This window comes from Vineibacter terrae, from assembly GCF_008039615.1.
In the GTDB taxonomy this organism is placed as follows: domain Bacteria; phylum Pseudomonadota; class Alphaproteobacteria; order Reyranellales; family Reyranellaceae; genus Vineibacter; species Vineibacter terrae.
On the sequence record NZ_VDUZ01000044.1, the window covers coordinates 1 to 14,291 of the forward strand.

General features: G+C 66.0%; 14 protein-coding genes. 4 read left to right on the top strand and 10 right to left on the bottom strand.

Features of this window, described 5'->3' with window-relative positions:
- Positions 1-204 precede the first annotated feature (204 nt).
- The 3 genes from FHP25_RS30215 to FHP25_RS30225 are packed head-to-tail and all read right to left on the bottom strand — an operon-like array spanning position 205 to position 3,817.
- Positions 205-1,119, bottom strand: coding sequence for an SMP-30/gluconolactonase/LRE family protein (locus FHP25_RS30215; RefSeq protein ID WP_147850714.1), 915 nt, complete (start codon positions 1,117-1,119; stop codon positions 205-207).
- A 35-nt stretch (positions 1,120-1,154) separates the two neighbouring features.
- A complete protein-coding gene (locus FHP25_RS30220; protein WP_147850715.1) occupies positions 1,155-2,123 on the bottom strand; it encodes a Bug family tripartite tricarboxylate transporter substrate binding protein in 969 nt (322 codons plus the stop codon).
- A 59-nt stretch (positions 2,124-2,182) separates the two neighbouring features.
- On the bottom strand, positions 2,183-3,817 hold the full coding sequence (locus tag FHP25_RS30225) for an AMP-binding protein (RefSeq protein WP_147850716.1): 1,635 nt from the start codon (positions 3,815-3,817) through the stop codon (positions 2,183-2,185).
- A gap of 297 nt (positions 3,818-4,114) precedes the next feature.
- On the opposite strand from FHP25_RS30225, the gene FHP25_RS30230 reads away from it, so the two are divergent.
- From FHP25_RS30230 to FHP25_RS30240, 3 genes are read left to right on the top strand one after another with little or no spacing between them, the layout of a single operon-like run.
- Positions 4,115-5,287 carry an ABC transporter substrate-binding protein gene (locus FHP25_RS30230; RefSeq protein WP_147850717.1) on the top strand — a complete coding sequence of 391 codons (1,173 nt, stop codon included), beginning with the start codon at positions 4,115-4,117 and terminating at the stop codon, positions 5,285-5,287.
- A gap of 25 nt (positions 5,288-5,312) precedes the next feature.
- Positions 5,313-6,488 (top strand): thiolase C-terminal domain-containing protein, encoded by a 1,176-nt coding sequence (locus tag FHP25_RS30235; protein WP_147850718.1) that lies wholly within the window; start codon positions 5,313-5,315, stop codon positions 6,486-6,488.
- Positions 6,489-6,494: 6 nt separating this feature from the next.
- A complete protein-coding gene (locus FHP25_RS30240) occupies positions 6,495-6,905 on the top strand; it encodes a Zn-ribbon domain-containing OB-fold protein (RefSeq protein ID WP_147850719.1) in 411 nt (136 codons plus the stop codon).
- Here FHP25_RS30240 and FHP25_RS30245 read toward each other — a convergent pair.
- The 5 genes from FHP25_RS30245 to FHP25_RS30265 are packed head-to-tail and all read right to left on the bottom strand — an operon-like array spanning position 6,895 to position 10,365.
- Positions 6,895-7,050: an SDR family oxidoreductase gene (locus FHP25_RS30245; protein WP_331461708.1), complete on the bottom strand. Its 156-nt coding sequence runs from the start codon at positions 7,048-7,050 to the stop codon at positions 6,895-6,897. The two genes, FHP25_RS30240 and FHP25_RS30245, sit on opposite strands and share 11 nt — an antisense overlap.
- Complete coding sequence (locus tag FHP25_RS30250; protein ID WP_218578717.1) at positions 7,047-7,751, bottom strand: ABC transporter ATP-binding protein; 705 nt, start codon at positions 7,749-7,751, stop codon at positions 7,047-7,049. The genes FHP25_RS30245 and FHP25_RS30250 overlap by 4 nt, the downstream gene beginning before the upstream one ends.
- A gap of 6 nt (positions 7,752-7,757) precedes the next feature.
- The gene (locus FHP25_RS30255) at positions 7,758-8,528 is read right to left on the bottom strand and encodes an ABC transporter ATP-binding protein (protein ID WP_147850722.1); all 771 of its coding nucleotides are present in this window, start codon (positions 8,526-8,528) and stop codon (positions 7,758-7,760) included.
- Entirely contained in the window at positions 8,525-9,481 is a 957-nt protein-coding gene (locus FHP25_RS30260; protein ID WP_147850723.1) for a branched-chain amino acid ABC transporter permease, read from the bottom strand. Before FHP25_RS30260 ends, FHP25_RS30255 begins: the two co-directional genes overlap by 4 nt.
- Entirely contained in the window at positions 9,481-10,365 is an 885-nt protein-coding gene (locus FHP25_RS30265; RefSeq protein ID WP_147850724.1) for a branched-chain amino acid ABC transporter permease, read from the bottom strand. The genes FHP25_RS30260 and FHP25_RS30265 overlap by 1 nt, the downstream gene beginning before the upstream one ends.
- A gap of 212 nt (positions 10,366-10,577) precedes the next feature.
- On the opposite strand from FHP25_RS30265, the gene FHP25_RS30270 reads away from it, so the two are divergent.
- On the top strand, positions 10,578-11,387 hold the full coding sequence (locus tag FHP25_RS30270) for an IclR family transcriptional regulator (protein WP_178133895.1): 810 nt from the start codon (positions 10,578-10,580) through the stop codon (positions 11,385-11,387).
- A gap of 186 nt (positions 11,388-11,573) precedes the next feature.
- Here the strand turns inward: FHP25_RS30270 and FHP25_RS30275 are convergent, their stop codons facing one another.
- Together FHP25_RS30275 and FHP25_RS30280 are read right to left on the bottom strand one after the other, a co-directional pair.
- Complete coding sequence (locus FHP25_RS30275) at positions 11,574-13,205, bottom strand: AMP-binding protein (protein ID WP_147850726.1); 1,632 nt, start codon at positions 13,203-13,205, stop codon at positions 11,574-11,576.
- A 15-nt stretch (positions 13,206-13,220) separates the two neighbouring features.
- A complete protein-coding gene (locus FHP25_RS30280; protein ID WP_147850727.1) occupies positions 13,221-14,183 on the bottom strand; it encodes a Bug family tripartite tricarboxylate transporter substrate binding protein in 963 nt (320 codons plus the stop codon).
- Positions 14,184-14,291: the final 108 nt, after the last annotated feature.

Genomic DNA, 14,291 nt, shown 5'->3' on the forward strand with positions numbered 1-14,291 from the left:
TGGACAGCGCCGAGCACGGCGCTACGCTCACACGGCAAGGGACCGCCATCAAACCACAAGCGCCCCTTATTGCCCTCCATTTTCCCCTTGATAACCGGTAGGAGGTCCTCGCTGCGCTCGGGATGACGGCAGCGACTCACTTTCCATCGATAGCCGGTACTGACCAGTGATCGCTCAGACGATGCGGCTTGTTTCGCCGTGTGGTCAGTGTGCCAGCGCCAGGCCGGGACGCTTCCAGTCGACGGCAACCAGGCGGCCGCTGTTGGACAGTGTGATGAAAGCCGTCCCCATGTCCGGTCCGCCGAAGCAGATGTTCGTGGTGTAGAGGTCGGGCATCGAGACCTGTTCGACGAGATCGCCGTCCGGCGAGATGACCGAGATGCAGCCCTTGAACAGGGTTGCGACGCACACGTTGCCGCTGGCCTCGACCGCCAGGGAATCGAAGAGCTGATAGCCGGGCAGGCCGGCGATGAGCTTGCCGCCATTGGGCGACGGCCACGGCTGCCTCTTGATCTCGCCCGGCCCCGTTATCTCGAAGGCCCACAGCCGGCCGGTGGGGCTTTCCACGACATAGAGGCGGTCGCCTTCGGGCGACAAGCCGATGCCGTTGGGATGGATCATCGGGTGGATGACCTCCTTCAGGAGCGATCCGTCGGCCTTGGCATAGAAGACGCCACCACGATCCTGATCGCGTTGGCGGACCTTGCCGAGATCGGTGAACCAGAACCCGCCATGCCTGTCGAACACGATATCGTTGGGGCCGCGCAGCTTGATGTCACCGACGCCGGTGTAGAGCGTTTCAACGGCGCCGGTCTGGAGATCGACGCGTTCGATGCGGCCGCCGCCATAGTCGTCCGCCTGCAGGACGGGCCGCAGCAGGCCGCCTTCCTCGTGCCATTTGAAGCCGCCGTTGTTGCAGACATAGCACTTGCCGTCGGGTCCGATCGCCGCGCCGTTGGGACCACCGCCGGTCCTCGCGACGATTTCCTGCCGCCCGTCCGGCCGCACGCGGGTGAGCGTGCCGCGCTCGATCTCGACCAGGATCACCGAGCCGTCCGGCATCCAGATCGGGCCTTCCGGAAAGCGAAGGCCCGATGTGATTTCCCTGATGACCGTCATGGGGTTTCCTTCCCGACAAGGGAGCGCCGCATCCGCTAGTCCACCGAAATCCGCGCTTCCTTGACGACGCGGGCCCACTTCCTGGTCTCATCGGCGATGAACGCACCGAAGGCCTCCGGCGTGCCGCCGACCAGCGTCGCGCCGGTGTCCTCCAGCGTCTTGCGGACATGAGGGACCTGCAGCGCCTGGTTCAGCGCCGCGTTGAGCTTGTCGATGACGGGCCGCGGCGTTCCGGCGGGCGCGACGATGCCCATCCAGCCCTCGACCACGACATCGGGCACGCCGGCTTCGGCCAGCGTCGGAACGTCGGGCAGGCCGCGGGATCGTTCCGGGCCGGTCGTGGCCAGCGCGCGCAGAGCGCCCAGCTGGATGTGGCGGATCGACACCGGGATGTTGTCGAACATCATCTGCACCTGTCCGCTCAGCAGGTCCTGCTGTGCCGGCGCGCCGCCCCTGTAGGGCACGTGGACGATGCTGGTGCCGGTGGCGAGCTTGAACAGCTCGCCCGAGAGATGGGTCGAAGTGCCGTTTCCGGTGGAGGCGTAGTTCAGCGTGCCCGGCCTGGCCTTGGCCAGCGCGATCAGCTCCTGCGGCGTCCTGGCCGGCACGCTGGGATGCACGACCAGCACGTTCGAGGATGTCGTGACCTGCGCCACGGGCACGAAATCGCGTTCGAAGTCGTAGGGCATGTCCTTGAACAGCGACGTGCTGATGGTGTTCCCGATCAGCGACATCAGGATGGTGTAGCCGTCCGGCTTGGACTTCGCGACCAGGTCGCTGCCGACATTGCCGGCCGCACCCGGCCGGTTGTCGACGATGACGCGCTGGCCGAGGGTCTGCGACATGGCCTCCGCGACCACGCGCGCGGTGACATCGGTCACGCCGCCCGGCGGATAGGGCACCACCAGCCGCACCGGCCTGTCGGGGAACTGCTCGGCTGCCGCGAGGCTGGCGCACAGCGTCAACAACGCCGACATCACGCCGGCCAGCACCGCTCTCGACATTTGCCGTTCCCTCACCGTTTCGTTCGTGCTTCCCGGTGGCGTGGCCGCCACGCCCGGCGTCAGCGCGTGACCTTGATGCCGGCCTTTTCCCGGTCCCAGATTTCGGACAGCCGCTGCTGCGCCGCCTCCTGGAGCCTGAACTTCTGCACCTTCTGGGTCATGGTCTTGGGCATCTCCGCGACGAGCTCGAGGAAGCGCGGCACCATGAAATAGGCCATGTTGTCCTGGCAGAAGCGGATGAGCTCGGCCGGCTCGACCGTCATCTCCGGCCGCAGGACGATCGTCGCCATCACCTCGTCTTCCGCCATCTCGGCGCGCACCGGAAAGACCGCGACCTCCCCGACCGCCGGGTGGCGCGAGATGATCTGCTCGACCTCCCACGCCGAGATGTTCTCGCCGCGTCGCCGCATCGCGTCCTTCTTGCGATCGACGAAGTAGAGATAGCCGTCCGGGTCGAAGTAGCCGCGGTCGCCGGTGTGGAACCACAGGTTGCGGTACGCCTTGAGCGTCTCCTGCGGCATGTTGTAGTAGCCCTGCGCGGCGATCCACGGCGCGTTGGCGCGCAGGCAGATCTCGCCGGCCTCGCCCGCCGGCAGCGGGAAATCGTCGTCATCCAGGATGGCGACCTGCATCTCCGGTCGCGGCTTCCCGGCGGAACGGGACTTCTCCGGCGGATGATCGGGCGGCAGGACGGTCGCGTTGCCGTAGTCCGTCAGCGAGTAGACCGAGGTGAGCTGCAGGTTGAAGCGCTTCGCGAACTGCAGCCCGAACTCGGGGATGGGCACCATCGTGGTCTGGCGCAGGATGCCGTCGTTGTCGTCGGGACGTTCTGGCTGCGCCCAGAGGATGTTGACCATGGCGCTCAGCAGGTTGAACTTGGTCGCGCCGGCTGCGCGCACCTCCTTCCAGAAGTTGCTCGCCGAGAAGCGCCGCGACAGCGCCACCGTCGCGTCCGCCACCAGCCCGGGCAGGCAGCCGCCGAGCAAGGCGTTGCCGTGAAACAGGGGCAGGCAGACGTAGAGGATGTCCTCGCGCTGATAGCCGAAGAAGCCCACGCGCGCGATCGGCGCGCTGAGCGCGTTGCAGTGGGTGAAGACATTGCCCTTGGACGGGCCCGTTGTTCCGGAGGTGTAGAACAGGCAGAAGCGATCGTTGAAGCGCACCTCCGTCGTGATCGGCGTGTCGGCGCCCGATTCGAGTTCCGCGTAATCGGTGACGGGAACGGCGAAACGCGATGCCAGCGCCGCGGCGACGGGACCGTTCTCGTCGAGCACCACGGCGCGCCTGACCGCGGGGCATTGTGCCTGCACTGCAAGGAAGCGGTCGACATAGCCTGCTTCCAGCACGATCGCGACGGCGTCGGACTGGTTCAGGAAGTAGGCCAGCAGCTCGCCCTTGGCAGCGGTGTTGATCGGAATGGACACGCCGCCGAGCTTGCCCAGCGCGAAGTAGAGCCACAGGATCTCGGGCCGGTTGTCCAGCACGAGGGCGACGTGATCGCCCTTGCGGATGCCGAGCGCCTGAAGCCCGTTGGCGACGCGCGTCGTGATCGCATCGACCTCGCGATAGGAATACCGGCGACCTTCGAAGAGCAGATATGTCTTGTCGCCATTGCGCGCCGCCTGTCGTGCCAGGATTCTGCCCATCGTCCGGTCGCGGACCGGGATCGGCTCAAGCTCGCGCAAGCTCGTCATGGATGCGCTCCCTTTCCCTCTATCCGGGCCCGCGGGTTCCGGACGGCGGCATCCGCCCGGTGCAATCACGAAGGCAGGCAGCCGTCCGTGTGTGGGGCTCCATCCCGGGCCATGATGCATAAGGCTGTAGCTGTTTCAATATAAAATACCGGGTTTCAATATTCGAAACATATGCCGTGACCCTGCCGCGGCTTTGAAGTTGCTGTTGCCAGCGCCAGGTGTCGGACCTACAGTATGACCGAATAATGGAAGATCATTCCATATAATGGAACACAAGGTACAGATGGGAGACCGTTCATGACCATCCGTCGTCTCGCGACATGCGCAGCTGCGCTGGCGTGTCTTTGGATGCCGGCCGGGCCGGCAAACGCCGAGGCGGGCGTCACCAAGGATGAGATCGTGCTGGGCGGCACCAACGCCCTGACCGGCGCGGTCGCGGCCGTCTGCTACGGCGTCTCGCACGGCTCGCTGGCGCATTTCAAGAAAGTCAACGAGCAGGGCGGCATCAACGGCCGCAAGATCCGCTACGAGCTGCTCGACGATGCCTATTCGGCGCAACGCGCCATCGGCAACACGCGGCGCCTGATACAGCAGGAGCAGGTCTTCGCGATCTTCGGCGGCTGCGGCACGGCGACGGCCGCGGGCGTCCTGTCGATCGTCGAACGCGGCGATGTGCCCTATCTGTTCCCCTATGCCGGTCTCGACAAGCTGGTCGATCCGCCGAAGAAGCACATCTTCGGCCTGCTGCCCCTCTACCCGTCGCAGTACACGACCCTGCTGCCATACGTCATCGCGCAGTCCAAGCCCAAGACGGCGGCGCTGCTGTCGAACAACATCGCGGGCGCCGACGAGATCCGTGCCGCGGTCAAGGCGATCCTGGCAAAGGCGGGAGTCGAGGTCGTCCTCGACGAGCTGATGGAGGTCACGTCGCCCGAGCGGGCGGCTTATGTGCTGAAGGTCAAGGACAAGAATCCCGACCTTCTGGTGCTGTCGGATACGGCGCCGGGCGGCGCGCGCCTCTTCATCGAGCTGGAGCGGCAGAACTGGAAGCCGAAGATGGTGACCGGGATCTCGACGTTGACCGACGAATCCTTTCTGCGCGCCGCCGCCAAGCTTGCGGAAGGCCAGCTGATCGCGCCGGGCGTCGTCCTGCCGCCGACGGCAGCGCAGTCCAAGAGCTGCGTCGAGGAGCTCGCCGCCTACAACAAGGACATCGCGCCGAGCCACTTCACCATGTTCGGCTGCCTGGTGGCCCGCGTCCTGGTCGAAGGCCTCAGGCGGGCCGGTCCCGACCTGACGCGGGAGAAGCTGATCAGCGCCCTTGAGAGCATCAAGGAGTATGATACCGGCATCAGTGGCAAGGTGAGCTTCGCGCCGAACCGCCGCATGGGCATCGATTCGGTCTACCCGATCGGCGTGCAGAACGGTCAGTTCAAGATCCTGGGCGAGCCGCTCGTGGTCACCCGGTGAGCAGCGGCGACAGGCGGTGACGGACATGTATAGAAAGACTGCGGTCGTCGGCATCGGCCAGACCGAGTTCTCACGGGATTCCGGGCGTACCGAATGGGAGCTCGCGCTCGAGGCGATCCTCGCCGCGGCCGCCGACGCCGGCATCGAGCCATCCGAGATCGACGGCATCGTGCGCTATGCCTACGACAACGTCACCCAGGCAATGCTGGCCCGCACGCTCGGATCCAGGGACATCCGCTGGTATGGCGAAATCCCGTTCGGCGGCATCGCCCAATGCGGTGTCGTCGCCCAGGCATCGGCGGCCATCGCCGCCGGCATTGCAACGACGGTCGTCGTATACCGGTCCCTGAACGAACGATCCGGCGTGCGCTACGGCCGCGCCGAGCGCAATATTCCGTCGGACGGCGAATTCGTCCATGCGGCAACCGACAGGTCGCCGGCGGGGCAGTTCTCCGGCCCCTATGGCTTGCATGTGCCGGGCCAAGTCATGGCGCTGTGGGCCCGGCGCTATGCGTACGAGGCCGGCATCACTGTCGAGCAGCTGACGGAAGCGCTCGGCGCGGTGGCGGTCCAGCAACGCAACTACGCCAATACCAATCCGGCGGCCATGATGCGCGACCGGCCGCTCGACCGCGACGCGTATCTGGCCGGCCGCATGATCTCGGCGCCGCTGCGGCTCTACGACTACTGCCTCGAGTCCGACGGTGCGGCGGCCATGATCATCACCTCCGCCGAGCGTGCCCGCGCGCTGCGGCCGGATCCGGTCTACGTGCTGGCGGCGCAGCAGAGCCTCTACCGCCATTCGGAGCCGATCACGGTCTACGCCGCCGACCTGACGACATTCTCCGGCCCCGGAAACATCGACAAGCTCTACGCCGACGCGCGTGTCAGGCCGCAGGACATCTCGGTGGCCGAGTTCTACGACGCCACGTCCTTCGCCGGCATGACCTGCCTGGAGACGTACGGCTTCGCCGGCCACCTGACGGCCTGGAAGCACGTGCTGGACAAGGGCATCGGGCCGGACAGCCCTGTGCCCGTCAACACGCATGGCGGACATCTGTCGGAAGGCTACATCCATGGCCTCAACCACCTGACGGAGGCGGTCCGGCAGCTGCGCGGCATCGCCGCGAACCAGGTGCCCGGTGCCGAGGTCGCGCTGGTCGGGTGCCATGGATCCAGCTCGGCGATTTTTGGAAGGTGATGCCGCATGCTGATCGTGCCGAAGGCGGACGCGCTGACTGAGCCCTACTGGCAGGGTGTGAAGGACGGCAAGCTGCTGCTGCAGAACTGCCGCAGCTGCGGCCTTGCCTGGCATCCGCCGACGCCCATCTGCCCGGCGTGCCAGGCCAAGAACTACGAATGGCGTCCCGCCAGCGGGCGCGGCACCGTCTACAGCTTCACGGTCGTGCACCACGCCGCGCATGTTGCGGTCGCGCGGAAGGTACCCTACCTCGTGGCGCTGGTGACCCTGGAAGAAGGGCCGCGCGTCGTCAGCAACATCCTGAGCTGTCCAGCGGAGCGGGTGCAGGTTGGGATGCCGGTCACGCTGACCTTCCAGGAGATCTCGCCCGGCGTGGTGCTGCCGCAGTTCGAGGCGGCGCAGAACCTCAGAACATGAACTGGCCGCCGTTGACGTGCAATGTCTGGCCGGTGACGAACGAGCCGGCGTCGGAGGCGAGATAGAGGCAAGCGGCGGCGATGTCGCCGACCTTGCCCATGCGGCCGACCGGGATCTGCTTCCATGGCGATCCCGCCCTCCTCAATCGGTGCCGAGATAGGTGCGCATCAGATCGCCTTCGGCACGCAGCGCGTCCGGTGTGCCCTGGAACGCGATGTGGCCATTGACCAGGAGATAGACGCGATCGGCGACCTTGAGCGTCTGATGCACGTTCTGCTCGACCAGCAGCACGCTCAGTCCTTCGGTCTTGATGGTGTGCATCAGGTCCATCAGCTGATGCACGATGCGCGGCGCCAGGCCGAGCGACAGCTCGTCGATCATCAGCAGCTTGGGGCGCGCCAGCAGGCTGCGGCCGATCGCCAGCATCTGCTGCTCGCCGCCGGAGAGCATCCCGGCGGGCTGGTCGCGCCGCTCGGCCAGGACGGGAAAGAGCTCGAAAACGCGATCCAGGCCACCGCTTTTCCTCACGCCGCCGCGCGCATAGGCACCGAGCTGCAGGTTCTCGATGACGGTCAATTCCGCCAGCACGCCGCGCCCTTCCGGCACATGCGAGATGCCTAGCCGCACCAGCTGATGTGCCGGGCGGCGGGAGACATCGTGGCCGTCGAAGCTGATGCGTCCGGCGCGCGCGGACAGCAGGCCCGAGAGTGTCCGCAGCAACGTCGTCTTGCCGGCGCCATTGGCGCCGAGAACGGCGACGATCTCGCCGGCGCCGGCTTGCAGCGAGATGCCGTGCAAGGCCATCATCTCGCCATAGCCGACCCGCAGGCCCTCGGCTTGAAGCAGCATCGATCAGGCCTCCGTGCCGATATATGCGGCCACGACCTGCGGATCGGTCTTCACCAGGGATGGGTCGCCAAAGGCAATCCTGCGGCCGAGGTCAAGCACGGTGACCGCGTCGGCGATGCCCAGGAGAAACTCGACATGGTGCGTGATCAGGAGGATCGTGACGTCCGTGCTGCGCTGCAGCTCGCGCAGCGTCCGGCGCAGCCGCTCCATTTCCGCTTCGTTGAGCCCGGCCGTCGGTTCGTCGAGCAGCAGCAATCTTGGGTCGATCGCGATCGCACGCGCCAGCTCGACTGCCTTGCGCATGCCGTACGGCAGGCTCGCGACGAGCCTGTCGGCAACGTCCGACAGGCCGGTGAACGCCAGCGATTCCAGCGCCCGCGCGCGCGCCTGGCGCTCGTGCCGATTACGCCGGCCGAGCAGAAGCATCTCCTCGAGCAGGCCACCGGGATGGCGGGCATGCATTCCCGCCATGACGTTCTCAAGGACGGAGAGCTCGCCGATGAGGCCGAAATTCTGGAACGTGCGGGCAATCCCCATGCCGGCGATGGCATGGGGCGGTGCTGCCAGCAGATCGGCCCCCGCAAGCCGGATGCTGCCGGCCGTCGGCCGGACCAGGCGCGTGATGCAGTTGAGCAACGTTGTCTTGCCGGCGCCGTTGGGTCCGATCAATCCGTGCACGGACTGGGGCCGGACGAGCAGATCCACCCCGCTGAGCGCGGTCACGCCTCCGAACTGGACAGAGAGGCCTTGGATTTCCAGGAGATGGTCGGTCATTCCCGCACCGCCGCCGGCACCGGCTGCGGCCGCAACCGGCGGATCGCGCTCTTGGCCATGCCCAGCAGCCCGGACGGAAACAGCGTCGCGACAAGGCAGAAGATGAGGGCGTAGATGATCTCACTGAGATTCTGCGCCGACTGCGTCAGCTCGGGGATCAGCACGATGAACAGAGCGCCGAGGATCGGCCCGACCAGCGTGCCGGAGCCGCCGATCATCACGGCCGCGAACATGTTGATCGACAGCTCGGGCGTGTAGGTTTCGGGTGCGACATAGGTCGTTACCAGCGCCAGCAGACTGCCGGCGACCGCGCCATAGACGCCGCTCAGCATGAATGACAGCATCTTGGCGCGCAGCAGGTTGATGCCGAGGCTCTGCGCGACGATCTCGTTGGTGCCCAGGGTGCGCAGCGCGCGGCCTGTCTTGCCGGTGGCGATGCTGTGGGCCCAGAACACGCCGACCACGAAGATCGCCAGCACCATGTAGTACAGCGGCCGGCCGCCCCAGGCGCGCGCCAGCGCGGTCTCCGGCATGAACAGGCCCTGCGGCCCGCCGGTGAGGTCGAACGCCTTCACAACATGAAAGAGCATGTAGCCGAAGGCGAAGGTGACGATCGCCAGCGAAAAGCCGGTCAGACGCAGCGACGGCAATCCGATCAGAGCGCCGACAGCGATCGCTATGACCACGGCCAGCAGCATGGCCGGCAACAGTGGCCAGCCCCAGCTGATCGTCGCGACCCCGGTGGCGTAGGCGCCGATCAGCATGAAGCCGCCATGACCGAACGAATAGATCGAGGCCAGCCCGATCGGGATGTTCAGCCCGACGGCGGACAGGGCGAAGATGAGCCATACGCTGATGACGTAACGGGGATAGGTGCCCAGCCACAGCGGTGCGATGGCAAGCGCCGCGACGGCGATCAGGGCGAATGCCCAGCCTGAGGTTTTGCCGGGCATCAGACGCGCCCCCGCTGCACCTTGCCGAGGATGCCGGCCGGCCGCAGCAGCAGCACGAGCAGCAGGACCATGAAGACGAACGGCTCGCGCATGTGGATGGAGATCGCCACTGCCGCGAAGGATTCGGCGACACCGAGTATCACGCCGCCGACGAGGACGCCGGCGAAGCTGTAGAGCCCACCCATGATGGCCGCGGTGAATGCCTTGAGGATGTAGGGGCGCATCAGGCTGGTCTCGAGGAAGGAGATCGGCGCGACCAGCAATCCGACGATCGCGCCGATGGCGCCCGCGATCAGCCAGACGGAGAGCGCAATCCGGCGGACGTTGATGCCTTGCAGCGAAGCGACTTCCGGGTTGATCGCCACGGCCCGCATCGCGAGGCCCAGCTGGGTGTAGCGGAAGAACAGCAGGAACGCCGCGGCCATGATGATTGTGACGCCGACCGTGCCGAGCTGGTCGTAGCTGATAGAGAAGCCGAGCACGGGCACCGTTTCGGGACCGAACACCGTCGGCACGCGGTAGGGTTCCAGGGCGCCCCAGGCATAGACGGAGACGGCATAGATCAGCGTGTAGAAGCCCAGCGTCCGCACCGTCATGTTGAGATGGCCGGCATTCGGCCGGGGGCGCAGCATGATGAGGTAGACGGCGCCGCCGATCACGCCCGACACCGCAACGGTGATCAGCCAGGACAGCCACAATGGCAGGTCCAGCGGCAGCACCCCCATGAGGAGGATGAAGCCGGCGAACATGCCCAGCTCGCCCTGCGCGAAATTCGCGACGGCGGTCGTGCGGAACACCAGGACGATGGCCAGACCGAGAAGGCCGTAGAGACCGCCGTTCAGGACGCCGTTGATGATCGTGGAGGCAAGGAGCTGACTGCTCATCGATGATGCCTCGAGCTGGCATGATGCGTGCGTGCCGTGCGGCCGGTTGCAAACACGTCTTGCGTTTCCCTGAACGTCGTTCCATTATATGGAACGACCTTTCGAATAATAGATCCTAGGCCGTCAGGCTACACGTGGCAACTTGTTTGGGGGACATCACCGATATGGCGCGCACGCCGGCGAAATCGAATCTGTCGAAGAAGTCGCGAAAGATGCCTCGCCATCCGCGGCGCGACCTGGATCTCGAAGGCAGCGACCCCCGGATCGTGACCACGCTGGCCCGCGGCCTGCGCGTGCTGCGCGCCTTTCACGCTCACGACGAGCAGCCCCTGGGCAACAAGGAGCTGGCCGAGCGGACGGGCTTGGCGAAGGCGACCGTCTCCCGCCTGACATACACCCTGACGCAGCTCGGCTTCCTGTCTCAGGATGCCCGCAGCGGCGCCTATGCGCTGGCTGCCGGCGTGCTGGCGCCGGCCTACACGTTCCTGTCGCGTCTCGATATTCGGCGCGTCGCGCGTCCCTACATGCAGAAGCTGGCGATCCAGCCCGGCGTGACCGTCTCGCTGGCGACGCGCCACGAGCTGAGGATGACGGCGATTGAATCGGTCGTCGCCGAATCCGTGGTCCCGCATGCCGGCCTGTTCGGGGGCCGCGCGCCGATCGCGCGGACCGCCATCGGTCACGCCTATCTTGCCGGCCTCAAGCCCGACGCGCGCGAGCAGCTGATGGCTGAGCTGCGGGACCACTATGCCGGTGATTGGGCGACGATCGGTCCACGCATCCAGCGCGACATCAGGACGATCGAGAGGAAGGGCTACTGCGTCGTGCTGGGTGAATGGACACCGAGCATCAGCGGTGTCGCCGTTCCCATCGTTGTCGACGACGACGGATTGGTCCTGTCGATGAGCGCGGGGGGGCCGGCCAAGCTGCTGTCGGCCGACCTGCTCGAGGAGCTTGGCATCATGTTGCGCGATGTGCGCCGCGAGCTTGAACGCGCCGTGGGCCGCCCCATCCGCGAGTAGTACCTGGAATCGCTGGCCGCTGATACACCCGTCATCCCGAGCGCAGCGAGGGATCTCCCGCGAGGGACGCACCGTGCACCATTCGCGGGAGATCCCTCGCTGCGCTCGGGATGACGGTCACGCCTTACCTTCCACCGATACTCGGTACTAAATATCGACGATGACGGATTTATCGGGGCGCAGAAATCAACGTTTCACCGTGACGCCGGCTTTCTCGCGGTCCCAGACCTGGCCGAGCCGTTCCTCGGCCGATTGCTTCAGCACGCTCTTCTGCACCTTCTCCGTCATTGTCTTGGGCAGGGCGGGCAGGAATTCCAGGAAGCGGGGAACCATGAAGTAGGACATGTTCGCTTCGCAGAAGCGCACAAGCTCGACCGGATCGAGCGTCTGGCCCGGACGGCACACCACGCTCGCCATCACCTCGTCCTCCGACATCTCGGAGCGCACGGGATAGACCGCGACTTCCATCACGGCCGGATGCCGGCCGATGACCTGCTCCACCTCCCAGGACGAGATGTTCTCGCCGCGACGGCGGATCGCGTCCTTCTTGCGGTCGACAAAGAAGAGATAGCCATCCTCGTCGAGCATGCCGCGGTCCCCGGTGTGGAACCAGCCGCCCCGGTTCGCATCGGCATTCGCTTCCGGCATCTTGTAGTAGCCGCGACCGCCAAGCACGGGATTGTCGCTGCGCATGCAGATCTCGCCGGCAACCCCGGGGCCGACGATACGGTCGTCGTCGTCCATGATGACGAGCTCGACATCGGGCCGCGGCTTGCCCGCCGACCGGTACTTCGAGGCCGGATAGCCTGGCTGAAGGAACGTGCCCTGTCCGAAGTCGGTCAGTGAATACGATGAGACGATCTCGACGCCGAAGCGCTCGGCGAATTGCGGCGCGAACTCGGCGACCGGCACCATGTTGACGCGATGGACCTTGTGATCGCGATCGCCAGGGCTGGCGGGCTGGCCCCACAGGATATTGGTCATCGAGCTCAGCAGGTTGAACTGGGTCACGCCATGGCGGCGGATCTCGTCCCAGTAGGCGCGCGCCGAGAAGCGGCGCGACAATGCCAGCGTCGCGTCCGCCGCAAGCGCCGGCATCGACGCGGCACCCATGGCATTGCCGTGGAACAACGGCAGGCAGGTGTAGATCACGTCGTCCTTCTGGTAGCCGATATACTGCGCCCGGCCGATCGAGAAAGCCCAGCTTCCGGCATTGGATCGCACGACGCCCTTGGAGGGGCCGGTCGTGCCCGACGTGTAGAAGATGCCGTGCGGCTCATGTATGTCCACGGCCACGCCCGGCGGTCGGTCGGCGCCGCCCTCGAGCTCGGGATAGGCCAGGATCGATACGCCCGGCAGCTTCGGCGGTTCGGCTGGCGGCACCCCCGGCTCGTCGATGATGACGACACGTGCCACCCGGGGTGCGCGCTCAGCGACCTCGAGGTATCGCGCCAGGGATTCGCTGCCGACCATGATCGCCGTCGAATCCGACTGGTCCAGGAAGTACAGGAGCAGGTCGCCTTTCGTGGCGGTGTTGACCGGCACGACCACGGCGCCGATCTTGCCCAGGGCGTAGGTCAGGAACAGCGTTTCGGGACAGTTCCCCATCAGGATGGCGACGTGATCGCCGGTCCTGATGCCGAACGCCAGCAAGGCGTTGGCGATGCGGTTGGTGCGGCTGTCGAGATCGGCGTAGGAATACGACTTGTCCTCGAACAGCAGGTAGGGCTTGTCGCCGTTTCGGGCCGCCGCCCGGGCCAGGATCCGGTCGAAGGTGAGATCCTCGGCAGCGATATCGATGTCGCGCAGCGCTTTCATGATCGCGGCTCCCTTTCAGTCCGCCCGGGCGCCGGACGCTTCGACGACGCGGGCGAACTTTGCGATCTCCGCGCGCGTGTAGGCCTTCATCTCGTCCACGCCCATGACCTGCGGCTCGACGCCCAGTGACGACAGCTTTTCACGGTAGTCCGGCATGGCCGCAACCTTGCGCATCTGCGCGTTGAGGTACGCGATGATCTCCGGCGGGGTTTCGGCAGGTACGTAGATGCCCGCCCAGGACAGGACGACGACATCGAAACCCTGCTCCTTCAGTGTCGGCACGTCGGGCATCGACGGGCGGCGGACCGGGCCGGTCAGGCCCAGCGGCCGCAATTGCCCGGACTGGATGTACGGTGTCGCCGAGATCAGGTTGTCGAACATGACCTCGACACGGCCGGCGACGAGATCCGCGAGCGCCGGCGCGCTCCCCTTGTAGGGCACATGCGTCATCTCGATTCCGGTCTGCAGCTTGAACAGTTCGCCCGACAGATGCGTCGTGGCGCCTGTGCCGGAAGACGCGAAATTCACCTTGCCGGGGTTCGCCTTCGCGTAGGCGACGAACTCCCCGGGGGTCTTCATCGGCAGCGTCATGGGCACGACCATGACGCTGGGCGTGCTGCCGATCATGCCGACGGGTGCGAAGTCCTTCGCGAAGGAGAACGACAGGCGCCGGTAGAGGCTGGCATTGATGGCCGATGCGGCGCCGCCGATGAACAGCGTGTAGCCGTCGGGACGGGCGCGTGCCACCGACTCGCCGGCGATGTTGCCGTTTGCGCCGGGCTTGTTCTCGACGACGACCTGCTGGCCGATGAGCTCCGACAGCTTGGACGCCGTCAGGCGCGCGAGCACATCGGTGCTGCCGCCCGCGGCGTATCCGACGACAAGACGCAGCGGCCTTGCCGGATAGTCCTGCGCCTGCGCCGGCATGGCTGCCGTCATCATCAAGGCGGCGCAGAGCGCCGAGGCCAATTTCCACATGACAACCCGTGTTTCAATATATGAAATCTTCGCTCTTATATTGAAACACGAGCTGTCCATACCTGACAAGGGGCGCGCAATGCGCTGGCGAACTTGCGGCCTTGTCCG